Annotated in this window: 20 protein-coding genes and 1 pseudogene; 12 read left to right on the top strand and 9 right to left on the bottom strand. The window is 68.7% G+C overall.

Going from position 1 to position 22,683, the window contains the following annotated elements; genetic code table 11:
* Positions 1–12 precede the first annotated feature (12 nt).
* Positions 13–1,710 carry a maltose alpha-D-glucosyltransferase gene (gene treS, locus E3T23_RS09490; protein ID WP_134370138.1) on the bottom strand — a complete coding sequence of 566 codons (1,698 nt, stop codon included), beginning with the start codon at positions 1,708–1,710 and terminating at the stop codon, positions 13–15.
* Between the two features lie 63 nt (positions 1,711–1,773).
* Here treS and E3T23_RS09495 point away from each other — a divergent pair, with 63 nt between their 5' ends.
* Both E3T23_RS09495 and E3T23_RS09500 read left to right on the top strand, forming a co-directional pair.
* Positions 1,774–2,673: an alpha/beta fold hydrolase gene (locus tag E3T23_RS09495; protein ID WP_134370139.1), complete on the top strand. Its 900-nt coding sequence runs from the start codon at positions 1,774–1,776 to the stop codon at positions 2,671–2,673.
* Positions 2,670–3,800, top strand: a complete 1,131-nt coding sequence (locus E3T23_RS09500) for a glycosyltransferase family 4 protein (RefSeq protein ID WP_134370140.1) — start codon at positions 2,670–2,672, stop codon at positions 3,798–3,800. Before E3T23_RS09495 ends, E3T23_RS09500 begins: the two co-directional genes overlap by 4 nt.
* Here E3T23_RS09500 and E3T23_RS09505 read toward each other — a convergent pair.
* Both E3T23_RS09505 and E3T23_RS09510 read right to left on the bottom strand, forming a co-directional pair.
* Positions 3,788–4,387 carry a histidine phosphatase family protein gene (locus tag E3T23_RS09505; RefSeq protein WP_134370141.1) on the bottom strand — a complete coding sequence of 200 codons (600 nt, stop codon included), beginning with the start codon at positions 4,385–4,387 and terminating at the stop codon, positions 3,788–3,790. The genes E3T23_RS09500 and E3T23_RS09505 overlap by 13 nt on opposite strands.
* Positions 4,388–4,436: 49 nt before the next feature.
* On the bottom strand, positions 4,437–5,294 hold the full coding sequence (locus E3T23_RS09510) for a Sir2 family NAD-dependent protein deacetylase (protein WP_134370142.1): 858 nt from the start codon (positions 5,292–5,294) through the stop codon (positions 4,437–4,439).
* Between the two features lie 102 nt (positions 5,295–5,396).
* Here E3T23_RS09510 and E3T23_RS09515 point away from each other — a divergent pair, with 102 nt between their 5' ends.
* Positions 5,397–6,200 carry a TrmH family RNA methyltransferase gene (locus E3T23_RS09515; RefSeq protein WP_134370143.1) on the top strand — a complete coding sequence of 268 codons (804 nt, stop codon included), beginning with the start codon at positions 5,397–5,399 and terminating at the stop codon, positions 6,198–6,200.
* 26 nt (positions 6,201–6,226) lie between these two features.
* A complete protein-coding gene (locus tag E3T23_RS09520; RefSeq protein WP_134370144.1) occupies positions 6,227–7,459 on the top strand; it encodes a D-alanyl-D-alanine carboxypeptidase family protein in 1,233 nt (410 codons plus the stop codon).
* Positions 7,460–7,476: 17 nt separating this feature from the next.
* On the opposite strand, the gene E3T23_RS09525 is transcribed toward E3T23_RS09520, so the two are convergent.
* Positions 7,477–8,265, bottom strand: coding sequence for an SGNH/GDSL hydrolase family protein (locus tag E3T23_RS09525; protein WP_134370145.1), 789 nt, complete (start codon positions 8,263–8,265; stop codon positions 7,477–7,479).
* Positions 8,266–8,322: 57 nt separating this feature from the next.
* Here E3T23_RS09525 and E3T23_RS09530 point away from each other — a divergent pair, with 57 nt between their 5' ends.
* On the top strand, positions 8,323–10,137 hold the full coding sequence (locus E3T23_RS09530; RefSeq protein WP_241977804.1) for a DEAD/DEAH box helicase: 1,815 nt from the start codon (positions 8,323–8,325) through the stop codon (positions 10,135–10,137).
* Between the two features lie 73 nt (positions 10,138–10,210).
* Here the strand turns inward: E3T23_RS09530 and E3T23_RS09535 are convergent, their stop codons facing one another.
* Entirely contained in the window at positions 10,211–11,488 is a 1,278-nt protein-coding gene (locus tag E3T23_RS09535) for a trans-sulfuration enzyme family protein (RefSeq protein ID WP_134370147.1), read from the bottom strand.
* 106 nt (positions 11,489–11,594) lie between these two features.
* Between E3T23_RS09535 and E3T23_RS09540 the strand changes: the two genes are divergently transcribed.
* Positions 11,595–12,074 (top strand): Lrp/AsnC family transcriptional regulator, encoded by a 480-nt coding sequence (locus tag E3T23_RS09540; RefSeq protein WP_134370148.1) that lies wholly within the window; start codon positions 11,595–11,597, stop codon positions 12,072–12,074.
* A gap of 139 nt (positions 12,075–12,213) precedes the next feature.
* Here E3T23_RS09540 and cspE read toward each other — a convergent pair whose 3' ends face one another.
* Both cspE and E3T23_RS09550 read right to left on the bottom strand, forming a co-directional pair.
* Complete coding sequence (gene cspE / locus E3T23_RS09545; RefSeq protein ID WP_035840308.1) at positions 12,214–12,417, bottom strand: transcription antiterminator/RNA stability regulator CspE; 204 nt, start codon at positions 12,415–12,417, stop codon at positions 12,214–12,216.
* Positions 12,418–12,665: 248 nt separating this feature from the next.
* Positions 12,666–13,502, bottom strand: a complete 837-nt coding sequence (locus E3T23_RS09550; protein WP_134370396.1) for a DUF3097 domain-containing protein — start codon at positions 13,500–13,502, stop codon at positions 12,666–12,668.
* A 136-nt stretch (positions 13,503–13,638) separates the two neighbouring features.
* Here E3T23_RS09550 and E3T23_RS09555 point away from each other — a divergent pair, with 136 nt between their 5' ends.
* The 4 genes and pseudogenes from E3T23_RS09555 to E3T23_RS09565 all read left to right on the top strand — a co-directional run bounded on the left by E3T23_RS09555 (position 13,639) and on the right by E3T23_RS09565 (position 16,163).
* Positions 13,639–14,352 carry an SOS response-associated peptidase gene (locus E3T23_RS09555; protein ID WP_134370149.1) on the top strand — a complete coding sequence of 238 codons (714 nt, stop codon included), beginning with the start codon at positions 13,639–13,641 and terminating at the stop codon, positions 14,350–14,352.
* 69 nt (positions 14,353–14,421) lie between these two features.
* Entirely contained in the window at positions 14,422–14,586 is a 165-nt protein-coding gene (locus tag E3T23_RS15245; protein WP_158250294.1) for a hypothetical protein, read from the top strand.
* A gap of 64 nt (positions 14,587–14,650) precedes the next feature.
* A pseudogene (locus E3T23_RS15685) lies at positions 14,651–15,011 on the top strand (SMP-30/gluconolactonase/LRE family protein); the annotation flags it as partial.
* 216 nt (positions 15,012–15,227) lie between these two features.
* Positions 15,228–16,163, top strand: a complete 936-nt coding sequence (locus E3T23_RS09565; RefSeq protein WP_134370397.1) for a DnaJ domain-containing protein — start codon at positions 15,228–15,230, stop codon at positions 16,161–16,163.
* Here the strand turns inward: E3T23_RS09565 and E3T23_RS09570 are convergent.
* The gene (locus tag E3T23_RS09570; protein WP_134370150.1) at positions 16,160–17,044 is read right to left on the bottom strand and encodes a hypothetical protein; all 885 of its coding nucleotides are present in this window, start codon (positions 17,042–17,044) and stop codon (positions 16,160–16,162) included. The two genes, E3T23_RS09565 and E3T23_RS09570, sit on opposite strands and share 4 nt — an antisense overlap.
* A 223-nt stretch (positions 17,045–17,267) precedes the next feature.
* Here E3T23_RS09570 and E3T23_RS09575 point away from each other — a divergent pair, with 223 nt between their 5' ends.
* A complete protein-coding gene (locus tag E3T23_RS09575; RefSeq protein ID WP_134370151.1) occupies positions 17,268–17,630 on the top strand; it encodes a hypothetical protein in 363 nt (120 codons plus the stop codon).
* A 112-nt stretch (positions 17,631–17,742) separates the two neighbouring features.
* Here the strand turns inward: E3T23_RS09575 and E3T23_RS09580 are convergent, their stop codons facing one another.
* The gene (locus tag E3T23_RS09580; RefSeq protein ID WP_134370152.1) at positions 17,743–20,262 is read right to left on the bottom strand and encodes an FAD-dependent oxidoreductase; all 2,520 of its coding nucleotides are present in this window, start codon (positions 20,260–20,262) and stop codon (positions 17,743–17,745) included.
* A gap of 187 nt (positions 20,263–20,449) precedes the next feature.
* Between E3T23_RS09580 and E3T23_RS09585 the strand changes: the two genes are divergently transcribed.
* Positions 20,450–22,678, top strand: coding sequence for an MMPL family transporter (locus tag E3T23_RS09585; protein ID WP_134370153.1), 2,229 nt, complete (start codon positions 20,450–20,452; stop codon positions 22,676–22,678).
* Positions 22,679–22,683 lie beyond the last annotated feature (5 nt).

A 22,683-nucleotide genomic window follows, 5' to 3' on the forward strand; every position in this document is an offset into this window, starting at 1 on the left:
GGGTGCCCACCTTCAGCCGCAGTGCAGCCAGTAGAAGCTCTGCGCCCCCAGGGTCAGGGTCAGTCCGCCCTCCGCGTCGAAGCTGGGGAACACCGAACCGCCGAAGATGTCGTAGAGGCGCAGGTCGGCCAGCGTCGGGTCGTCGATCCGGCAGGCGACCGGGTTGTGGGAGAAGCTGAAAACGCACAGGACTGTCTCCGGCTGATCCCCGAAACTCGTCCCGGAGCCGGCGTATTCACGGGTGAAGGCCAATACCGATTCGTGGTCCGTGGACAGCACCCGCAGCGCGCCGAGTCCGAAGGTCGGGTGGTTTTTGCGCACGTGAATGACGTTGCGCACCCAGTGCAGCAAAGAACTGGACTGGGCCAGGTGCGACTCCACATTCGTCTGGCTGTAGTTGAAGACGAGGGACTGCACGACCGGGAGAAAGAGTTTCCCGGGGTCCGCGTCCGAGAATCCGCCGTTCCGGTCCGGCGTCCACTGCATCGGTGTGCGTGAGCTGTCCCGGTCGGGCAACCAGATGTTGTCGCCCATGCCGATCTCGTCCCCGTAGTAGAGGAACGGGCTGCCGGGAAGCGCGAAGAGCAGGGCGTAGGCGAGTTCCAGCTCCGACCGAGAATTGTCCAGCAGAGGAGCGAGCCGGCGACGGATGCCGATGTTCGCGCGCATCCGAGGGTCGTACGCGTACCAGCCGTACATCGCCTGACGGTACTCCTCACTCACCATCTCGAGGGTCAGCTCGTCATGGTTGCGAAGGAAGACGCCCCAGCCGGCCGCCACCGGGATGTCGGTCGTCTCCGAGAGCACCCGCACGAGCTCGTCGGCCCGTTGGGAGCGCAGGGAGTAGAAGATGCGGGGCATGACCGGGAAGTCGAAGGCCATGTGGCACTCGGGTTCGGATTCGGACCCGAAGTAGGCCGCCACCTCGCGGGGCCACTGGTTCGCCTCGGCGATCAGGACCCGGCCGGGGAAGTCCCGGTCCACCATGGTGCGCAGCTTCCGGACGAACTCGTGGGTGGGCGGTTCGCCCTCGCCGTTGCCCTCGTCCGACTCGTACAGGTAGGGCACGGCATCGAGCCGGAAGCCGTCGACGCCCAGGTCGAGCCAAAATCGCACGACCTCGAAAATTGACTCGTGCACCTTCGGGTTGTCGTAGTTGAGGTCCGGCTGGTGCGAGAAGAACCGGTGGAAGTAGAACTGCCGCCGCACGGAGTCGAAAGCCCAGTTCGAGTCCTCCGTGTCGGTGAAGATGATGCGGATGTCCGGGTACTTCTGGTCCGTGTCGCTCCACACGTAGTAGTCGCCGTAGGGCCCCTCGGGGTGCTCCCGGGACTGCTGGAACCACTCGTGCTGGTCCGAGGTGTGGTTCAGCGGCAGATCGATGATGATGCGCATATTCCGTTCGTGCGCCTTGGTGACCAGCTCCTTGAACAACTCGAGGGTGCCGAATTCGGGCAGGATCGACCGGTAATCGGTGACGTCGTAGCCGCCGTCCTTGAGCGGCGACGTATAGAACGGCGGGATCCAGAGTGCATCGATGCCGAGCCACTGCAGGTAGTCCAGTTTGGAGATGAGGCCGGCGAGGTCACCGACCCCGTCGCCGTTGCTGTCGACGAACGAGCGGACCATCACCTCGTAGAACACGGCGCGCCGATACCAGCGCGGGTCGAGGGTGAGACCAGGAAGCTGGATCGGGGCGGTGAAGCTCATTGCGTTCCTTCCGATCCGAGGGGCGTCGAGCCGACGGGCGACCGTCGCCCTAAACTTGGGATGATGAATGTTCCTTCGCCTTACGACGCACTGCTCGCCCAGATCCCGGTCAGGGTCCGGGACGTCCCGGTGCTGGGCAGCGTAACGCGGTATTGGGAGTACGGCGATCCGGCCGCGCACACCACCATCGTGATGGTGCACGGATTCCGCGGCGACCACCACGGCCTGGAGCCGGTCGTCGCCCAGCTCCACGGATTCCGCATGATCTCACCGGACCTCCCCGGTTTCGGCGAGTCCGGGGCTCTCCTCCGGGACCGGCACGACATCGCGGGGTACGGCCGGTGGCTGGCGGAGTTCGTGGCAGGGCTGGGGCTGACGGGGCGCGTGGTGGTGCTCGGGCACTCGTTCGGGTCGATCGTCGTCGCGGCCTCCGTAGCGGGCGGGCTGCCTGCCGACGAGGTGGTCCTGGTGAACCCCATCGCCGCGCCCGCCCTGGCCGGGCCGCGCGGCATCCTCACCCGCCTGGCCGTGTTCTATTACTGGGCGGCCGCCCGACTGCCCGAGCGACTCGGCTTCGCCCTGCTGCGCAACCGCCTCATCGTGCGGGTGATGAGCGTGACCATGGCCAAGACGGGGGACCCCGGGCTGCGCCGCTGGATCCACAACCAGCACGACCGCTACTTCTCCGCTTTCGCGGACCGCCGGGTCGTACTGGAGGCCTTCACCGCGTCGGTGGGCTCCGACGTCAGCGAGTTCGCCGGCCGCATCCCGCAGCGGACGTTGCTGATCGCGGCGGAGAGAGACGACATCACGCCGGTCGCAGCCCAGCACCGGCTCCAGAAGCTGTTCCCCGATGCCGCCCTGCAGGTGATCGCCGGCGTGGGCCACCTGATCCACTACGAGGTGCCCGCGCAGGCGGCCGACGCAGTGCGCCGCTTCCTCGCGGAGGAAGAGACGGCATGAGAATCGTCTTCGATTGCCGTTACACCCGACTCGACCGGCATGACGGCATCAGCCGGTACACGGCCGGACTGGTCACGGAGCTGGGCAAGCTCCACCCGGTCACCATGCTGATCAGCGACCATCGGCAGCTCGAGCTGCTTCCCGATCTGCCCTGGCAGCTCGTGAGCGCCCCCACCAGCATCCGGGAACCGTTCATCGCCCGCCAGATCAACCAGCTGCGGCCCGACGTGGTGTTCACCCCGATGCAGACGATGGGGTCATGGGGCCGTCGCTACCGGCTGCTCCTGACCGTGCACGACCTGATCTACTACCGCAATCGCACCCCGCCGCGGGACCTGCCCGGCCTGCTGCGCCTCACCTGGCGGCTGTATCACCTGTCCTGGTGGCCGCAACGGATGCTCCTGAACCGGGCCGACGGGGTCGTCACCGTCTCCGAGACCACCCGCGGTCTTATCCTGGAGAACCGTCTGACGCGGAAGCCGGTCACGGTCATCCACAACGCCGCCGATACGCTGTCGACGCGGCCCGCCGGGCATCCCGCACCGAGAACGGGTCGCCTGGTCTATATGGGATCTTTCATGCCGTACAAGAACGTCGACACCCTCGTGCGCGCCGCCGCGCAGCTGCCGGGGCACGAACTCCACCTGATGAGCCGGGTGAGCGACCAGGAACGAGAGCGCCTTTCCGCGCTGGCGCCGCAGGCGACGCTCGTGTTCCACGACGGCGTCACCGACGAGGAGTACGTGCGGGTGCTTGAGTCGGCGACCGCGCTGGTCACGGCGTCCCTGGACGAGGGCTTCGGTATCCCGCTCGTCGAGGCCATGAGCCTCGGAATTCCCGTCGTGGTGAGCGACATCCCGATCTTCCGCGAGATCGGCGGCGGCGCGGCGCTCTACTTCGACCCGACCAGCGCCGACGCGCTCGCCCTGGCCGTGCGACGCCTGGCTGCGGGGGAGTGGGCGGCGCGCTCCGCGGCCTCCGTCAACGAGGCGAAACGTTTCACCTGGCGCGATTCGGCGCGGCGGCTCCTGGATCTGCTCACCGAGGCGGAGTCGGAGACCACGGCCGAGTCGGGTGCCGGCATCGGCAGCGGCACCGGTGCGGAGGGACGAGTTCAGCCGGTGTAGTGCGTGTTCTCGGCCCGGCCGCGCAGGGTGGCATCGAAGTGCGTCAGCTCCAGCCGGCCGTCCCGCCAGACGAAATCGTGCACCGAACCGTTCGCGATGAGCTCGTTCTGGCGCGGCCGTTCCCCGGCCGTGCTGTGCCGGAGCAGGGTGCCGATCACCCCGCCGTGGCAGACCACCAGCACCGACTGGTCGGGACGCTCGTCGGCCAGCAGCCCGAAGGCCGGCAGCACCCGGTCGAGCACCTCCTGGCGCGTCTCCAGGCCGGGAACGGAGACGCCGTCGGGAAAGCGGTGCTGTCGCTCGGCGAACGTGAGCCCCTCGATCTGGCCGTGATGGCGCTCCGTGAGCTCCGGGATGACCTCCGGGCACGGCAGGCCGAGCTCGCCGGCGATGATCCGGGCCGTCTCGTGGGCACGGTCGAGCGGACTCGTCACGATCGTGTCCCAGCTCCGGGCGCGCAAGCGAAGGCCGGCCTCGGCGGCCTGCGCCCGGCCGGTCGAATTCAGGGGGATGTCCGTGCTGCCCTGGATGCGGGTGTGCAGGTTCCACTCGGTCTGTCCGTGCCGCACGATCGAAAGTCTGGTCATCCTGTGGTTTCCGTGTTCGCCGGGGAGGTGAGGTCGAAGGGGCCTGTCGTCACGGTGTGCCGGCCAGGCGGTCGGCCAGCCCCGCCAGCGACTCCGACGTGCCCGCTTCCAGCTTGATCAGGGCCCGGCCGTCCCCCTTGGTCTCGCCGCGGTTGATGACGACGATCGGCAGTCTGCGGCGCCGGGCCTGTTCCAGCAGACGGATGCCGGAGTTCACGAACAGGGACGAACCGGCCACGATCAGGGCCTCCGCACCGGAGACGAGCGCTGTGGCCTCGGTGAACTTCACCGTCGGCACCAGCTCGCCGAAGAAGACGACGTTGGGCTTGAGCATGCCGCCGCAGACCGTGCAGTCGGGGATGGTGAAACCGTCGATGTCGGCGACCTCCGCATCACCGTCGGGGGCGGTTCGCACGTCCTCCGGCGTCAGCAGAGTCGGGTTGACCGCTTCGAGGCGGGCGGCCACGCTGTCGCGGCCGAACGCCTGGCCGCAGTCCAGGCAGACCACGAGGTCCAGCGACCCGTGCAGGTCAACGACGTGCCGCGACCCGGCCCGGGTGTGCAGGCCGTCCACGTTCTGCGTGATGACCCCGCTGATCAGGCCGCTGTGCTCGAGTCGGGCGAGGGATCGGTGCCCGAGGTTGGGCTCCGCGGCGCGAAACCGGTGCCAGCCGAGGTGGCTGCCGGCCCAGTAGCGTTTGCGCGCCCGCTCGTCACCGACGAAGGTCTGGAAATTCATCGGTGTGCGCACCGGGGCACCCTTTCCCCGGTAGTCGGGAATGCCGGAGTCGGTGCTCAGACCGGCTCCGGTGAGCACCGCGGTGTGGCGACCCCGGAGCACCTCGGCCACGGCATCCAGCGCGGCGGCAGCGGCGCCGACGGCGATCGGAAGCGTTTCGGTGGTCATCGTGCTCCATCCTCTGTACACCGAGTCTAAACTCGCGAGTTTTCGACTTGGTGACGGAACTGGCAGGCTGGTCAGATCATCCCGGTGAAAGGCGCCCCCGCTGTGCAGATCGTTCCCATTGACAACCTTGACCTGCCCGGTCTCGCCGACTACTCGCGCTTGACGGATGTCGCGCTCCGCCGCGTGGCCGAACCCGCGGGCGGGCTGTACATCGCCGAGTCGAGCAAGGTCATCACCCGTGCCCTCGCGGCCGGTCACCGCCCGCGTTCCGTGCTGCTGCAGGAGCAGTGGCTGCCCGACGTGCTGCCGCTGCTCGCGGACTGGCCGGACGTGCCCGTATACGTCGGCGCGGCATCCGTTCTCGAACGGCTCACCGGCTACAACCTGCACCGCGGTGCGCTGGCGGCGATGCATCGTCCTGACCTGGCACCGGTGCACGAGGTGATCCGGGACGCCCGGCGCATCGTGATCCTCGAGGACATCGTGGACCACACCAACGTCGGCGCCATTTTTCGCTCGGTCGCCGGTCTCGGCGCGGACGCCGTGCTGATCACGCCCCGCTGCGCCGACCCGCTCTACCGGCGCAGCGTGCGGGTGAGCATGGGCACGGTGCTGCAGGTGCCGTGGACCCGGCTGCCGGAGTGGAGCGAGGCCGCCCCGCTGCTGCACGACGCCGGATTCCACCTGGCGGCCCTGGCGCTGTCCGACGACGCCGTCAGCCTCGAACAGTTCGCCGGGCACACGCCGGAACGTCTGGCCCTGATTCTCGGCGCCGAGGGTGACGGCCTCAGCACCCAGGCGCTCGCGGCCGCCGACACCGTCGTGACCATCCCCATGCTCCACGGCGTCGACTCGCTCAATGTCGCCTCGGCCAGCGCCGTCGCACTCTACGCCCTGCGCGTCTGAACACGGGCGCTTGATAGAGTCGACGGATGCCACTGACCCGACGCCAAACGTTCCTCCGCCGTCGGATCGCCTTCACGGCGGCCCTGGTCCTCACCCTGGGTGGTGTCGGCTACCTGGCGGGCACGGGGCTGGCTCCGGCTCCGGCCGCGGCCGTCGAGCTGATCGAGCCGGCCGCCCTGACCCAGCCGGCTGCGGAGCTGGACTGGCCGGAGGAGGGTGCGGGCTCCATCGGCGCGGTCGGCTATCCGGGGCTGCTCGGCTCCACCGGCGATCAGGAGTCGATGCCGATCGCGAGCATCACGAAGATGGTCACCTCCCTCGTGCTGCTCGAGAAGAAACCTCTGAGCGAGAACGAATCCGGGCCGGACATCAGGTTCACCGACGAGGACGTCGACATCTACTACGACGTGCTGGCCGAGGACGGCTCGGTCGCGCCCGTCACCGCGGGCATGGTGCTCAGCCAGCGTGAGGCCTTCGAGGCCATGCTCCTGCCGTCCGCGAACAACTACAGCATTTCGCTGGCGATCTGGGCGTTCGGATCCGTCGACGCGTACCTGGCGGAGGCTGAAACCTGGTTGGCCGCGAACGGACTGTCGGAAACCTCGGTGGCCGACACGAGCGGGTTGTCGCCGGCCAGCGTGAGCAGCCCGGCCGACCTGGTCAAGATCGGCAAGCTGGTGCTGGCCGAGCCCGTCCTGGCCGAGATCGTCTCCATGGAGACGTCCGACCTGCCGACCATCGGCACCGTCACGAACACCAACAAGCTCCTCGGTTCCAACGGTGTCACCGGGATGAAGACCGGAACCACGGACGAGGCCGGCGCCTGCCTGCTGTACTCGGCCGAGTTCACGGTCGGCGGAGAAACCATCACCCTCGTCGGCGTGATGCTCGGCGGCGCCACGCACACCGATCTGAACGCGTCGATCGTGGACCTGATCGACAGTGTCGAGCCCGGTTTCCGCGAGGTCAGCCTGACCGAAGAGGGAGCCGCATTCGCGTCCTACGGCACCCAGTGGGGGCAGACGAGTCAGGCGGTCGCCGCGGAGGCGGCATCCGCGGTGGTCTGGTCGGACACGCCCATCACAGCCGTTCCGACGGCCCGCCCGGTCACTCTCGGGAAAGCCGGCGACACGGCCGGTGAGGTCGACTTCCAGGTGGGGGAGACCACGGTGAGTGTTCCGCTGGTGCTCGATGGCGAGCTGACCGATCCGGGCGCCGGCTGGCGCTTCACGCACCCGGGCGAGCTGGCCGCAGGGTAGTCGCAACCCGCTCCGGTCTAGTGCCGGGGCTGGCTGAACGGCTGGGCGTCGGGGCGCTTGGGCAGCATGTGGTCCCCGGAGGACTGGTGCCGGATGCGGCGCAGCACCCAGGGCAGCAGGTATTCCCGCGCCCACTGCATGTCCTCCGTGCGGGCCTCCCGGAAGGTGCGACCCGGCATGGGCTCGGGCTTGTGCGGTTCGAGCGTATTGGGCACGTTGAGATCGGACAGCACCATCCGGGCGACGGTGTGGTGACCGAGGGCGTTCAGGTGCAGCCGGTCCGCAGACCACATGCGGGCATCCTGGATCTCGGTCAGCGACCACAGGTCGGCGACGACACAGTCATACCTCGCTGCGACCGCGCGCAAATTCTCGTTGTAGATGGCGATTTTGCCCCGGATGCCCCGGAACATGGGGGAGAATCCCACATCCGCGCCCGTGAACAGCACGATGGTGGCGTTGTCCCGGCTGAGCCGACGGATCTGCTCCTCGCACCGGGCGGCGATGAGATCGGGGTCGGAACCCGGCCGGAGCACGTCGTTGCCGCCCCCTGAGAAGGTGATCAGGTCCGGGTGGAGGGCGAGCGCCGTGCCCACCTGCTCGTCGCTGATCTGGCGGATCAGTTTGCCCCGCACGGCGAGGTTCGCGTAGGCGAAGTCCGGCGTGCCCTGGCTGAGCACCTCGGCGACCCGGTCGGACCAGCCCCGGTTCCCACCCGGGCTGTTCGGTTCCGGATCGCCCACCCCCTCGGTGAAGGAGTCGCCGAGGGCGACATAGCGGGACCACGGATGCATCGGCGTCGTCATCGTTCCATTCTGCCCCGCGCACCGGAGCGCTCCGTTCAGCGGGTAAGTTCTTATGAAGTGAATACTCCACCTGCTTTCGGACCTGCCCAGGGGACGAGTGCAGCCGAACACCTCTCACCCTCCTTCCCGGAGCGTGCCGCGTGGGGAACGGCCGGCAAACTGCGGGCCTGGCAGGCCGAGGCGCTGGAGGCGTATTTCGTGCACCAGCCGCGTGATTTCCTGGCCGCGGCCACCCCTGGCGCCGGCAAGACCACATTCGCTCTGCGGCTCGCCGCCGAGCTGCGGGCCCGCCGGCTGATCGACAGCATCACCGTGGTCGCGCCCACCGAGCACCTCAAGCGCCAGTGGGCGGATGCCGCGGCTCGGGCGGGCATCCGGCTCGACCCGAACTTCAAGAACGCCAACGGCCGCTACGGCAACCACTACCACGGCATCGCCGTCACCTACGCCCAGGTGGCCAGCCGGGCGGCCCTGCACCGGCAACTCACCCAGTCCAGCCGCACCCTGGTGATCCTGGACGAGGTGCACCACGGCGGGGACGCGCTGAGCTGGGGCGACGCGATCCGGGAGGCGTTCGAGCCGGCCACCCGCCGGCTGTCGCTCACCGGCACCCCGTTCCGCTCGGACACCTCGCCGATCCCGTTCGTGAGCTACCTGCCCGACGAGCACGGCATCCGTTTGTCCCAGAGCGACTACAGCTACGGCTACGGCCGTGCCCTCGAGGACGGCGTCGTGCGCCCGGTCATGTTCATGGTCTACGCCGGCCACATGAAGTGGCGCACCCGTGCGGGCGACGAGATGGAGGCCAAACTCGGCGAGGGCAACACCAAGGACATCACCTCCCAGGCCTGGCGTACGGCCCTGGAGCCCACCGGGCAGTGGATCCCCGCCGTGCTGCGCGCCGCCGACTCACGCCTCACCCAGGTGCGCCATGGCATCCCGGATGCCGGTGGCCTCGTGATCGCCACCGACCAGACCATGGCGCGCGCCTACGCGGCCATCCTGCGGGAGATCACGGGGGAGTCGGTGACCGTCGTGCTGTCCGATGAGAAGGAGTCCAGCGACCGGATCGACGAGTTCGCGCACGACACCTCGCGCTGGATGGTCGCGGTGCGGATGGTGTCGGAGGGGGTCGATGTGCCTCGCCTGGCCGTGGGCGTCTACGCGACGAGCGCCTCCACGCCGCTCTTCTTCGCCCAGGCCATCGGTCGGTTCGTGCGGGCCCGGCGACGCGGCGAGACGGCGTCCATCTTCCTGCCCAATGTGCCGAGCCTGCTCAGTCTGGCGAATGCCCTCGAGCTGGAGCGCGACCACGCCCTCGACCGCAGCAACCGCGACGACGGCGACGACGGCATGTACAACCCCGAAGACGCCATGGTCGCCGACGCCAACAAGTCGGAGAAGGCGTCCGACGACCTCGGTGAGGAGTTCACCTGGCAGGCCATCGACTCCCAGGCCACCTTCGACATGGTGATGTTCAACGGTGACGAGTTCGGCGAGCTGGCTGAACCCGGCACCGATGAGGAGTTCGACTTCATCGGCATCCCCGGGCTGCTCGAGCCCGAGCAGGTCTCCGAGCTGTTGCGTCAGCGCCAGCACCGCCAGGCCAAACGCTCCACCGACCGCCGCAAGGATCCGGTCACGGGTGAGGTCGCCCCGGTGGAACCGCCGCCGCTGTACCGCACGCTCAAGGAACAGCGGACCCTGCTGGCGAGCCTGGTCGGTATGTGGTCGAAGCTCGCCGGTGAACCCCACGGAATGGTGCACGCCGAACTCCGGCGCGAGTGCGGCGGCCCGGCCGTGGCGCAGGCCAGCGTCACCCAGCTGCAGAACCGGATCGACCTGCTCCGCCGCCGCCTCGGTCGCAGCTGATCATCCCGCCGAACCGTGAGTTCGGCTCCTGTCCCGTCGCCGGAACGGGACGAAACTCACGGTTCGGCGAAGATCAGGCCGGGCTGAGTGAGGCGGCCGCGGAGTCCGGGACCAGGTCCAGCGACCCGTCGGGCGTGACGCGCACCGCCACGTCCAGGGCGGCGAGGATGTCGGCGAGGAGATCGTCGGCGTGCTCGAGGCCGATCGAGAGGCGGACGATCCCGGCGCCGGGCCGGGCGCCGGCCTCGACCGGGCGGTGGGTCAGCGAGGCCGGATGCTGCACGAGCGAGTCGACGCCGCCGAGGGAGACCGCGTGCGTGATCAGCGTGCAGGCCTCCGTGAATCGCACGGCCGCGTCGAAACCGCCCGCGAGGTCGAGGGCGATGATCGACCCGGGCCCGCTCGCCTGACGGCCCAGGAGCCCCAGCGGGTCCTGCCCGGGCAGCCCCGGGTAGAGCACCCGGGTGAGGGCAGGATGGCCGACGAGGCGCTCCGCGACCGCGGCGGCGGTGGCCTGCTGGGCGCGCACCCGCACCGGCAGGGTGCGCAGCCCGCGGTGCAGCAGATAGGCCGCGAACGGATGCAGGATGCCGCCGGTCAGGGCTCGCACCTGCCGCAGACGCACCATCCAGTGCTCGGGGCCCGAGACCGTGCCGCCCATCACGTCCCCGTGGCCGCCCAGGAATTTGGTCGCACTGTGCAGCACCAGGGTGGCGCCGGAGTCGACCGGGCGTTGCAGCACCGGGGTGGCGAAGGTGTTGTCGACCAGCACCGGGACGCTGCCGGCCGCCGCGACCACGGCCCGGATGTCGGTCAGGGTCAGCGTCGGGTTCGCGGGGGACTCCAGGATGACCAGCCCCGTGTCCGGCCGGATCGCCCCGGCGACACCGTCGGCGTCGACCCAGGTGACGGTCGTGCCGAGCAGCCCGGTGGCGAGCACATGGTCGGTACCGCCGTAGATCGGCCGGAGTGCCACCACGTGGGGCGTGCCGGCGGCCACGGATGCGATCAGCACGGCCGCCAGCGCGGCCATTCCGCTCGCGAAGGCGACGGTTCCCTCGGTGCCCTCCAGCGCGGACAGCGCCGTCTCGAACCGGGCGACTCCGGGCTGCCAGAGCCGCTGGTACACCGCGGAATCGCCCTCCCGGATCGTGCCTCCCGTGGCGAGGTTCTCGTAGGAGTCGCCGCCGCACTCGACCCCCGACAGAGGATTGGTCGTGGACAGGTCGATCACGGGCACGTGCGAACCGGTCTGAGTCACCCCGGCCATTCCGCCGTGCACGGCGACCGTGTCCGGGTGCAGGGTGGGTGGCAGCAGAGCAGGGACTCGCGGAGGCAGCGGAGGCGTCATGCAGAGACAAAAGCAGATTCTGAGTCTGAGCGCAATCAGTCCTGCAGACCCTTCCGAATCGGCAGTCGCTTTCGCATAAACTGCTCATGGAAGAAAGAGTGTGGCGATGGAACCGAAGAAATCCGAAATCGACCGGGTCGACCGGGCGCTTCTGCGTGCGCTGTCCGTCAACGCCCGGGCCTCCGGTGCGGCGCTGGCCGCGGAGATCGGCGTCGCCGAGTCGACCGTGTCGTTGCGCCTTCGCCGTTTGCAACAGCTGGGGCACATCCGCGGCTATCGCGCCAATATCGATTTGGCCGCGCTGGGTGCGTCCCTGCAGGCGTTGATCTCGGTTCGCCTGGTCAAGCATGCTCGCACGCAGATCGACGATTTCCGGGCGGCGGCGCCGCACTGGCCCGGGGTGATCGGCCTGTTCCACACCGCCGGCGCCGACGACTACCTTCTGCATGTGGCCGCGGCGGACGCGTCGGACCTGCGCGACTTCGTCCTGCAGCACCTGGCCGAGCATCCGGCGGTCGCGCACACCGAGACGAACCTGATCTTCGAGTACGTCGACGGCGACGGTTGGCAGGACCTCGTCAAATAGGTGACGTTCGGGCAGAGCCGGGTTAACGAGACAACGCCCCCACCGAAGTGAGGGCGTTGTCGAAGCTCAGAGTGAGCGGTTGCGCTGTGTGCGCAGTTCCGCTGCTAGAGCAGTTGCGCTATGTGCGCAGTTCCGCAGCTTAGAGGGCGCGGATGTTCTCGGCCTGAGGACCCTTCGGGCCCTGGGTTACCTCGAACTCGACCTTCTGGTTCTCGTCGAGCGACTTGTAGCCGTTCGAAGCGATCGCGGAGTAGTGCGCGAACACGTCGGCGCTTCCGTCGTCGGGAGCGATGAAGCCGAAGCCCTTTTCAGCGTTGAACCATTTCACGGTACCTGTTGCCATTATGAAACTCCTCCAGGAGTGTTAGAAAGGCCCCGACTTTCGAGGCCGTTCGTCGCGGTATTCGTCGTCCGCTTCCGAAAGGAATACGCCGCGGTGACCGGAGTCACCACGTTTTAAGACGTGCAAGCACTACAACTACTGAGACCACTGTAGCCCACATCGCCGCGGCCCATTCGGATTCACAGCCAATTCGGTTCCAAAGCGTTACGTATCTTGCAGTTTGTGACGAAATCCGGGTGCACGCTGCATCAGTCGGCCGTGACGAAGTCGATCAGCTGCTCGACCCGACCCAGCAGCTGCGGCTCCAGGTCGGCGAAGGTGCGCACCCGGCCCAGGATCCGCTGCCACGCCCGGGCGATGTCGGCCTGGTCCTCGTGGGGCCAGCCGAGGGCCGCGCAGATCCCGTGCTTCCATTCGACACTGCGCGGAATCTGGGGCCACTCCGTGATTCCGAGGCGGTTCGGCTTCACGGACTGCCACACGTCGATGAACGGATGCCCGACCACGAGAACATTCCGGCCGTACGGTCCGCGCGCCACGGCTTCGGCGATCCGGCTCTCCTTCGATCCGGCCACGAGATGGTCCACCAGCACCCCGACCCGACGGGTGGGCCCCGGCCGGAATTCCTTGAGGAGCTCCTCGAGGTTGTCGACGCCCTCGATGTACTCGACCACGACCCCCTCGATTCGCAGGTCGGCTCCCCAGACCTTCTCGACGAGTTCGGCGTCGTGCCGGCCTTCGACGAAGATGCGGCTGGCACGGGCCGCCCGGGCCGGGGCATCCCGCACGGCCATCGATCCCGACGCGGTGCGGGCGCGGCCCTGCGGCGCCGCGTTGGCCGGGGCGACGAGCACCACCGGCTCGCCGTCGATCAGGAATCCGCCGCCGAGTGGAAACAGTCGCAGCTTGCCGAGGCGGTCCTCCAACGTGACGATCTTCTTCTCGATCCGCACCACGGCGCCGCAGAATCCGGTCGCGATCTCTTCGACGACCAGGTCCGGCCTGGCCTCGCGGGTCGGAATCACTCTCCGTCCGGCGTCCCGCCAGCCGGGGGAGAGCACGTCCGCGCTGTACCGGTCCTGCATGTTCCGCTCATCCATCCGGGTCTTCCTCGTTCCCGCGTCTCGCCGACGCCGGAATCGACGCTAGCGGATGCCCCGCACGATCTACTCCGTGCCGTCCAGATCGGCGGTGTCGGCGGCCGGGGGTAACCTGTCATCCATGTGCGGTCGATTCATCATCACGGACACGGCGTCCGATCTCGCCGCGATGTTCGACGTGGAGCACGAGGGCGAGAGCCTGCCGGAGCCGTCGTGGAATATCAAGCCCACCGAGAAGATCCCGATCGTGCTCGAGTCCGCCAAGACCGGGCCGGTCGTGCGCCGGCTCGAGGCCGCGCGCTGGTCCCTGGTACCTTCGTTCGCGACCGAGTTGCAGTCCTCTTTCCCCACCTTCAACGCTCGCGCCGAAACGGCGGCGGTGAAGTCCTCCTTCAAGAGTTCGGTCGTCTCCCGGCGCGCGCTCGTCCCCGCCACCGGGTACTACGAGTGGCGCACGGTCGGCGCCGTGAAGACCCCGTACTTCATTCACTCGGACGACGGTCTTCCGTTGGCTTTCGCCGGCCTCTACTCCTGGTGGCGCAACCCGGCCCTGGCCGAGGACGACCCGGCCAGATGGGTGCTGTCGGCGACGATTCTCACACAGGACGCCGTGGGCCCCCTGGCCGCCCTCCACGACCGGATGCCCGTGATCCTGGCCGAGGAATGGTGGGACCAGTGGCTCGACCCGCGCACCATGGGCGACCAGGCGCTGATCGACGCCGCGGTGGCCGCCTCCCGGGAGGCCGGTGAGAGCCTGCGCTTCCACGAAGTCGCACCGGTGCGCGGTGACGGCCCGGAACTCATCGAGCCGGTCGGGGCGCCGTCGCCGCTCTGACGCTCGACCGGGTACGCTCGATTCATCGGCCCGGCGACCAGTGCGGGCATCGCTCGAAAGGATCGCACCATGAACGCCGTCGCCTTCACCGTCGCAATGGCCATCTTCGTCTTCGGTCTCTGGCTGTTCGGGTTCGCGTTCGAAGTGACGGCCTGGCAGCTGCCGATCTTCCTCAGTGGCATCCTCTGCGTTTCCCTGGCCGTGGCCATCCCGGTGCAGATCCTCCGCGACTAGTCCGTCCGGCACCGGCTCCGGCTCCGCGGGGCGCACCGTGCGTGCCAGACAGAGAACCGACCCGGTGGCTTTTCACGCCGAGGGCCCGGTCTGGTCCGAGCGATGGGGCGGGCTGCGCTGGGTGGACATGTTCGCCGGCGACACCCTCTCCCTGCACGGGGACACCGTGAGTCGTCGCCGGGTCGGCACGATCGCGGCGGCCCTCCGGCCCCGCAGCGTCGGCGGGGCCGTCATCGCTCTCGAACGAGGGTTCGCGCTCGAGGATGCCGGGGGAACGATCACCGAGCGGGGCGCGCTGTGGGACGACCCCGGACTGAGGATGAACGAGGGCGGCTGCGACCCGGGTCCTGCAGAATCTCACCGTCTCGAACGGCCTGGAATGGAGCCCGGACGGCTCCCGGGCCTACTTCAACGACACCCCTACCGGCCGGATCGCTGTTCGTGGCCGAGGTCGGTGTTGCCGGCCGCCCGGTGCGGGAGTTCGCCGGCTGACGCCCGTCAAACCGTCAAGCCAGGTGCGCGGGCCGCCGGACGCGGCACGGAGAGCGCCCGGCGAGATGCCAGCCAGGGTCGGTAGGGTGAGGTATCGATGGGCCGGTTGTTCCACTGCCGGCCGCACTAACGCTGAAAGAGACCGCTGGATGTCAGATAGCCCGGCCGCGGCGTCGCCCTACGAGGTGCTCGGCGTCAGCCCGTCGGCCAGTGACGACGAACTCCGTCGTGCCTACCGTCGCCTGCTGCGCCACACGCATCCGGATGTCGGCGGAGACGCCGCCGCCTTCCACACCGTGCAGATCGCGTGGGAACGGGTGGGAACCCCGGCCGATCGCGCCGACTACGACCGCCGCCGGTATCCGGACTCGGCCGCCGAGCCGGAGCGCCCCGCCTACGCGTCGGGGGCCGGCCGCGGGCAGGCCACGCAGGCCGGGCCGCGCGCCCGCATGTACGGCCATCCGGGCGGCGAAGCGCGCCAGCGCTACCTCGAGCTCCTGCGGGAATGGGCCGGGCGCGGAACCTCCATCGACGACCCGTACGCCCCGGCGCTGATCCGTTCGGCTCCGCGCGAGATCCGGCACTGGCTGGCGAAGGCCTTGGCCGAGGAATCCACGGCACAGCTGGTCTCCGCCCTCGGAATCGGTTTCACGGCCTGGCACGACGTGGTCGCCGGCGCTACGCAGGGCAAGGTCGATCACGTCGTGCTCGGCCCGGCCGGACTGTTCGCGGTCCTGTCCGAGGACTGGGGCGGGCCGGTCCAGCTGCGCCGCGGGGAACTCGTCGGCGACGCCCTCGACCCCGATGATCGCCCGATCGAAGATGTCGAGGGTGCCGTGCGTGCTCTGGCGAAGTCGCTCCGGGTGCGGTTCACCGCCGTGCTGATCGTGCTGCCCGACGAGGCCCTGGACGCCCCCCTGACCGTCACCGGCCGTGGCCGGCGCCCGACCGTGATCACCCTGCCTCGGTCACGGCTGATCGGTGTGCTGCGCAGCGGTCTGCCCGGTATCGACCGCGGCAGCTTCGAGAAGGTGTTCGAGTTGCGGAGCCGCCTGCAGGACGGCATCCGTTTCAGTTCGGACTAGCCGTTTCGCGGCAGACCCAGCCTGTCGACCCAGGAGCGGAGGAATTCCGCCCCGGCGGCGTCGTGGATCAGTGTCCCCTCCACGATCACGGGGTAGGGGCGCTCGAGGATGCCGTCGGACGGTCGCACGTCCACGTGCGAGACGTCGTAGCCGGCGGCGTGCAGGTGGTCGGCCATCAGGTAGTCGCTCCGCGAGTCGCCGACCGAACGCCAGACGCGGGGGAGTGACCCCGATTCGGAGAAGAAGGCCAGCGCCCGCTCCGCGCCGCGGTCCTTGTCCAGGGTGACCGACTCGATGTCGGTCGAGATGATCGTCGGGTCGATCCGGAATCCCACTGCGCCGGCGGCGTCCGGCACAACCCGATCACCGAAGCGGATGCCCAGCCCGAGTTCCACCATCACCGCGAACGCTGCCTCGTTGAACTCCGCCGCGGCTGCCTGGTACGCGCCGTGGTCGGCATCCGTGCGCTGCTCGACCGACACCATGGCCTGCTTGGTCTCATCGAAGAACATGGTGTCGCTGAACCGGTCCGCGACGAGGTCGCGTAGCAGGTCGACGGCAACGGCAGGAAGGGCCACGCTGTCATCGACGATGATCCGGCCCATCCCCGCAGCCGTGATCGGGAACCAGACGGCCCCCTTCTCGCAGACCCCGTACATGCGCATCGACTCGGGCAGGCCGGCCTCGCAGAGCGGCGCGACGACCTGCTCGCGAATGAACGTCGACGAGCGCCCGGTGATGAACGCGATCGGGACGTTGGCTCCGGCCAGGCTGATCAGGTCCGTGATGATGCTCGGTGTAGCGATGGTCCGGGTCACCGGACTGGCGATCGGGCCGTCCACGTCGAGCAACAGGCCAAGGGGAGAAAGGGTATCGCGCATACCCCAGTGTTTCACGGGTGCGCCGCCGCGGGGTCTCCGGGCTTCGACCGCCCGGCCATCGGTGGTCGTCGCGGCCATTCGTCGCGAGCCGGAGTCGCGCACGTCGATCGCCCCGTTCGTCGTCTGCAGCTCGACGTGACCCCGACTGGTGGACGGAGCCGGCGGCGCGCACGAGTGTGTTCCGCAGTGCCACTCGGACCCGGGAACGCCTATCCTTGATCGAGTGATTACGCGACGAATGGCTGCCCTGCGCCTTGATATCCCGATCGAAATGGCGCAGCGCCACGAACTTCCCTCCCGGATGTCGGAGGCCGAGCTGGCCGAGATCGAGCGCAACCCGCCGGCGTGGCTCGTGCAGTCGCGGGCCAACCGCACGGGCAAGAAACCGGTCTGGGTGGAACTGCGCTGCGACGTCTGCGGGTTCACCGAGGCCGCGCGTCCCAAGAAGTGGTGGCCCACCTTTACGTATCTGACCTGCGATTACCACGGTTCCGAGGAACTCCCAAATCCCGCGTCCGGTCTCAGCCGCACCGAGGTCGACGGCATCGGCAACGCTTTCATCGGCATCGTCGACGAGGCACCCTAGGCCGGATTGGAACCAATTCGACGGAGATTCTGGGTCAAACACCCGGTTCTGAGCCGAAATGCGGTGTCTGGAGCAAAATCCCCGTCGAATTCGTTAGGGGCGGAGCCGCGGACTAGATGAACAGAGTCGTGGTGGACTCCGATGCTTCGCCGAGGAAGGTGGCCACGCCGCCGAGCTCCACGCCCTCCATCAGGTCCGTCTCGGCGATGCCGAGCAGGTCCATGGTCATGGTGCAGGCGATGAGGCGGGCTCCGCCGGTCTGGGCCGACTTGATCAGTTCCGGCAGGGAGGCGACCGAGTTGTCCTTCATGACCTTCTTGATCAGGGCAGCCCCGGCACCGAGCATGTTCATCTGGGACAGCGGCATGCTGCCCGCTCCCGAGGGCATCATCGTGGCGAACATCTTGTCGATCGCCTTGCGATCCCGCTTGGGCGGGTGTGTGCGCCGCAGCGAGTTGAGACCCCAGAAAGTGAAGAACATCGAGACCTCGTCGCCCATGGCGAGGGCGCCGTTGGCGATGATGAACGCCGCGAGCACCTTGTCGAGGTCGCCCGAGAAGATGACGAATGAGGTCTTCCCCGACCTGGCCTCTGCCGGTGCGGCTGCCGCCTGGACGGTCGTGGCCACCGCGCCGCCCTTCCGCATGGTGGCGACGTAGCCTGGACCCTCCGGCTCGATGGCCAGCAGCTGGTGGCCGTTGCGCCGGGCCCATGCCGGGGCGTCGTTGGCGAAACCGGGGTCGGAGACGTGCACGACGATCTCATCACCCGGCGTCAGGGAGCGCATGTTCTCGGTCAGTTTCATGATCGGGCCGGGGCAGGCCAGACCCGAACAGTCGAGGTTGACGCGCACCCCCGTGCCCTGGGCCAGGGCGGCGGTCTTCGCCGCGGCGGCCCGGATGTCGACCGCTTCCGCGTAGGCGGTCATCGGCAGCGGCGGTTCGTCGCTGTCCGGTTTCACCTCGTGCCAGGAGCGGAAGGTGTCCGAACCGCCCGACAGTGTGGCGACATCCGTGAAGCCCCGCTGCACGAGTGCCCGATAGCCCAGGTAGCTGCGGAAGCCGACCGCGCAGTACAGCCGCACGGGAACGGCCGGGTCCCAGTCGCCGGACGCCTCGCGGATGGTGCCGAGGGGCACGTTCTCGGCGCCGGGCAGGTGCCAGATGGAGAACTCCTCGGGCGTGCGCACGTCGATCAGGCGCGCGCCGGCCGTCGTGGCGGGGTAGTCCTGCGCGTACCAGAGGGTGAGGTCGCCGCGGAGCACGTTGCCGGCGACGAAGCCCGCCATGTTGACGGGGTCCTTGGCGGATCCGAACGGCGGGGCGTAGGCGAGCTCGAGTTCCTCGAGATCGTAGACGGTCAGTCCGGCCCGCAGCGCGGTGGCCATCACGTCGAGGCGCTTGTCGACGCCGTCGAAGCCCGCGGCCTGCGCGCCGAGGATACGGCCTGTGTCAGGCGCGAAGAGAACCTTCAGCTGCATCATGGCGGTGCCCGGGTAATAGCCGGCGTGCCCGGACGGGTGCACGTGCACGGCGCGGTAGGGCAGGCCGGCGGCGAGCAGCTGGCGCTCGGTCGCGCCGGTCCCACCGGCGACCATGTCGAAGATCTTCACGATCGACGTGCCCTGAGTGGACGTGTACTCCGTGCTGCGGCCGCAGATGTTCTCCGCCGCCACCCGTGCTTCGCGGTTGGCGGGTCCGGCCAGGGGAGCCAGCCAGAGCCCGGGGAGCACCGTGTGCGGGGTCTCGACCGAGTCTCCGGCTGCCCAGATGTGCGGGTCTGACGTCTGCATGTGGGTGTCGACCGTGATGCCGCCGCGCGGCCCGATCTCCAGCCCGGCGTCCTTGGCCAGGGTCGTGTTGGGGCGGACACCGGCCGAGAGGATGACGAGGTCGGCTTCGAGCACGGTCCCGTCGGTCAGTTCGACGTTCAGCCCGCCCCCGGCGCGCGCGGTGAAGGCTGCGGCCGCGGTCGAGAGATGCAGGGTGATGCCCCGGCTGCGGAGGTGCTGTTCGACGGGAACGGACAGTTCGTGGTCGAGCGGCGGCAGGATCTGGTCGCTCATCTCGACGACGTCCACGAGGGCGCCGCGGTGTTTGAGGTTTTCCGCCATTTCCAGGCCGATGTAACCGGCCCCGATCACGACCGTGCGCACGGGGCCGCGGGCGCCCGTGGCGGCCTCGGAGAGTGCGGCATCCAGTCGAGCCTTAATGGAATCCATGTCGCCGATGCGGCGCAGGACGTGCACGCCGGCCAAGTCGATGCCCGGCAGGGGAGGGCGCAGCGGCTCCGCGCCGGGGCATAACGCCAGAGCATCGTAATTTTCGACGTATTCACGGCCGCCGTCGACCTCGCGGATCGTCACGGTGCGCGCGATCCGGTCGATGCCGGTCACCTCGTGGCCCACCCGCACATCGATGTCGAGGGATTCGCGCAGGCTCTCCGGCGTCTGTAAGAGGAGTCGACTGCGATCCGTGATCACCTCGCCCACGTGGTAGGGCAGACCACAGTTGGCGAAGGAGACATGATGTCCCCGTTCGAGAACCACGATCTCGGCGAATTCGTCCAGACGACGGGCTCGGGCGGCGACGGAAGCGCCGGCTGCGACTCCACCAACGACGACGATCTTCATAAAAGTGCCTTTCGGTTGGCCGGGAGAGCGTTCAGGCCAACCCGACAGATACCCCTATGGGTATGCGGGGCATTCATTCGAGCGTACACCTCGCGAGGTGCGTCCCGCGCACCGGACAGGGGTCGCCCAGCGACCAACGGGTGGAGTAATTTGGCGGTAGCCGCCAGAGACCGGAGGACGCCCGACCATGCTTCGCACCCTCGGCGTTTTCGTCGCCCGTCACCGTTTCACCTCCCTGCTGGTCTGGGCGCTCACGATCGCCGCGTGCGTGGCGACGGCACTGTTCGGGGTGACGGGGGAGAGCCTGTTCCAGCGCCTCTCCAGCGCCGGACCCACCGTCGAGGGCGAAGCGAGCCAGGCCGCCGACCTGCTGCAGGGGGACGACGGCGAAGACACGGAGTCCCTGTCCCTGCTCATCCACGGGGTCGACCTGTCCTCCCCGGACCTGGGCCGGATCCTCACCATGGCCACAACCGACCTGGCCGAGATCGACGGGGTGACCGGCGTCGCCAATCCGTCCGCCATCCCACCGCTGCCTGACGGCTCGCCGAGCCCGGCTGCGGTGCCCCTTCTGGCGCCCGACGGGACCGGATTGCTGCTGACCGCGCAGATGGAGGCACCCGACGGTGAGCTCAGCGATGAGCTGCTGGGGGAAGTGGAGGACCGGTTCGGCGTCGCGGCCGACGAGGTGCGGCTTCTCGAGCCGGACGCCACCGTGGAGGTCGGCGGAACCCCGCTCCTGGTGGAGTCCCTGGTGGCGGTCGCCGAGGCCGACCTGCAGAAGGGGGAGCTGATCGCGTTGCCGATCGCTCTGCTGGTGATGCTCATCATCTTCGGAGGTTTCCTGGCGGCCGGCATCCCGCTGGTCGGTGCGCTCGCGTCGATAGCCGGGGCACTCGGCGCCCTCTACGGGTTCAGCTACCTGCTGGAGATCGACACCACGGTGCTCAACGTCATCACCGTGATCGGGCTGGGGCTCTCCATCGACTACGGGCTTCTGATCGTCAGCCGGTTCCGGGAGGAGTTCCGGGCGCTTGTGGAACGGGTCGGCGAGAGCGAGACGCCCAAGGAACGGCACGATCTGATGCTGCAGGCCGTGGGCGTGACGGTCGACACGGCCGGACGCACGGTGCTCTATTCGGGCCTGACCTTCGCCATCGCCACGGTGGGCCTGCTGGTCTTCGAACCCACGATCATCCGCGCCATCGCCATCGGCGCGGTCTCCGTGGTGCTGATCGCGATCCTGACGGCGCTCGTACTCGTCCCGGCTCTGCTCGGGTATTGCGGCGAACGGCTGTTGCAGCCGGGCCTGCTGACCCGCGTCCCGGGCCTCGGGCCCCCCCTGACCCGGTTCGGCGACGTCGCCCCCCGGGAGGGCGCCTTCTCCCGGCTGACCCGCCGCGTGCAACGGGCGCCCGTGCTCGTGGCGCTCGGCGGCATCGCCGTGCTCCTCCTGCTGGGTAGCCCCGCGCTGAACATCAACGTGTCCAGCGGCGGTGCCGACGCCATCCCGAAGGCCTCGACCCAGTACGGGTTCGTCACGGCGTTGAACGACTACTTCCCCCTCGCCACGGCCCCGCTGGTGCAACTGGTCTCGGACACCGACGAGGCATCCGCCGCGGCCTGGGCCGAAGAAGTGGCGACCCTGCCGAACGTCACCGGCACGACGCCGCCGGCCCAGGTGAACGGGTACTGGGTGTCGCGCGTCGGCTTCGACCAGAACGAGGGCCCGGCCGTCGTCCGGGAGATCCGGGACGAGCGGCCCGACTTCGCCCACTGGGTCGGGGGCACGGATGCCGCGTCGGTCGACTACGTCGACTCACTGGTCGCCGGCGCGCCCTGGGCCGCCCTGATCATCGCCGGGGCCACGTTCCTGCTGCTCTTCCTGATGACCGGTTCCGTGGTCATCCCGATCACCGCCCTCGTGATCAGTGTCATCTCGCTCGGCGCCTCGGTCGGGATCCTGGTCTGGGGTTTCCAGGAGGGTAATCTCGCCGGGCTGCTCGATTTCGATGCCGACACGATCGCCGGGGTGGATCCCCTGGTCCTGACCCTCGTGCTCACCTTCGGTTTCGGCCTGGCCATGGACTACGAGATGTTCCTGCTCGCCCGGATCAAGGAACACCACGAACAGGGCGAGAGCACGCGCCTGTCGATCGAGACGGGTCTGCAGAGCTCGGGCCGGATCATCTCGTCAGCGGCCCTGATCATCGTGATCGTGTTCGCCGGGTTCGCCACCGGCAACCTGCTGCAGATGAAGCAGATCGGTGTCGCCCTGGCGGTGGCCGTGCTTCTGGACGCGACCCTCGTGCGCACCATCGTGGTGCCCGCCGTGATGACCGCGCTCGAAAAGGGGCTCTGGTGGGCGCCGAAGTGGATGCACCCGATCCACGCCCGCTTCGGGATGAGGGAATAGGAGCG

The organism is Cryobacterium cheniae (assembly GCF_004403395.1).
Classification (GTDB): Bacteria; Actinomycetota; Actinomycetes; order Actinomycetales; family Microbacteriaceae; genus Cryobacterium; species Cryobacterium cheniae.

Coding starts and splice junctions, on each gene's coding strand:
- treS (WP_134370138.1), bottom strand. CDS start 1,710: ATGAGCTTCACCGCCCCGATCCAGCTTCCTGGTCTCACCCTCGACCCG.
- E3T23_RS09495 (WP_134370139.1), top strand. CDS start 1,774: ATGAATGTTCCTTCGCCTTACGACGCACTGCTCGCCCAGATCCCGGTC.
- E3T23_RS09500 (WP_134370140.1), top strand. CDS start 2,670: ATGAGAATCGTCTTCGATTGCCGTTACACCCGACTCGACCGGCATGAC.
- E3T23_RS09505 (WP_134370141.1), bottom strand. CDS start 4,387: ATGACCAGACTTTCGATCGTGCGGCACGGACAGACCGAGTGGAACCTG.
- E3T23_RS09510 (WP_134370142.1), bottom strand. CDS start 5,294: ATGACCACCGAAACGCTTCCGATCGCCGTCGGCGCCGCTGCCGCCGCG.
- E3T23_RS09520 (WP_134370144.1), top strand. CDS start 6,227: ATGCCACTGACCCGACGCCAAACGTTCCTCCGCCGTCGGATCGCCTTC.
- E3T23_RS09525 (WP_134370145.1), bottom strand. CDS start 8,265: ATGACGACGCCGATGCATCCGTGGTCCCGCTATGTCGCCCTCGGCGAC.
- E3T23_RS09535 (WP_134370147.1), bottom strand. CDS start 11,488: ATGACGCCTCCGCTGCCTCCGCGAGTCCCTGCTCTGCTGCCACCCACC.
- E3T23_RS09540 (WP_134370148.1), top strand. CDS start 11,595: ATGGAACCGAAGAAATCCGAAATCGACCGGGTCGACCGGGCGCTTCTG.
- cspE (WP_035840308.1), bottom strand. CDS start 12,417: ATGGCAACAGGTACCGTGAAATGGTTCAACGCTGAAAAGGGCTTCGGC.
- E3T23_RS09550 (WP_134370396.1), bottom strand. CDS start 13,502: ATGCAGGACCGGTACAGCGCGGACGTGCTCTCCCCCGGCTGGCGGGAC.
- E3T23_RS09555 (WP_134370149.1), top strand. CDS start 13,639: ATGTGCGGTCGATTCATCATCACGGACACGGCGTCCGATCTCGCCGCG.
- E3T23_RS15245 (WP_158250294.1), top strand. CDS start 14,422: ATGAACGCCGTCGCCTTCACCGTCGCAATGGCCATCTTCGTCTTCGGT.
- E3T23_RS09565 (WP_134370397.1), top strand. CDS start 15,228: ATGTCAGATAGCCCGGCCGCGGCGTCGCCCTACGAGGTGCTCGGCGTC.
- E3T23_RS09570 (WP_134370150.1), bottom strand. CDS start 17,044: ATGCGCGATACCCTTTCTCCCCTTGGCCTGTTGCTCGACGTGGACGGC.
- E3T23_RS09580 (WP_134370152.1), bottom strand. CDS start 20,262: ATGAAGATCGTCGTCGTTGGTGGAGTCGCAGCCGGCGCTTCCGTCGCC.
- E3T23_RS09585 (WP_134370153.1), top strand. CDS start 20,450: ATGCTTCGCACCCTCGGCGTTTTCGTCGCCCGTCACCGTTTCACCTCC.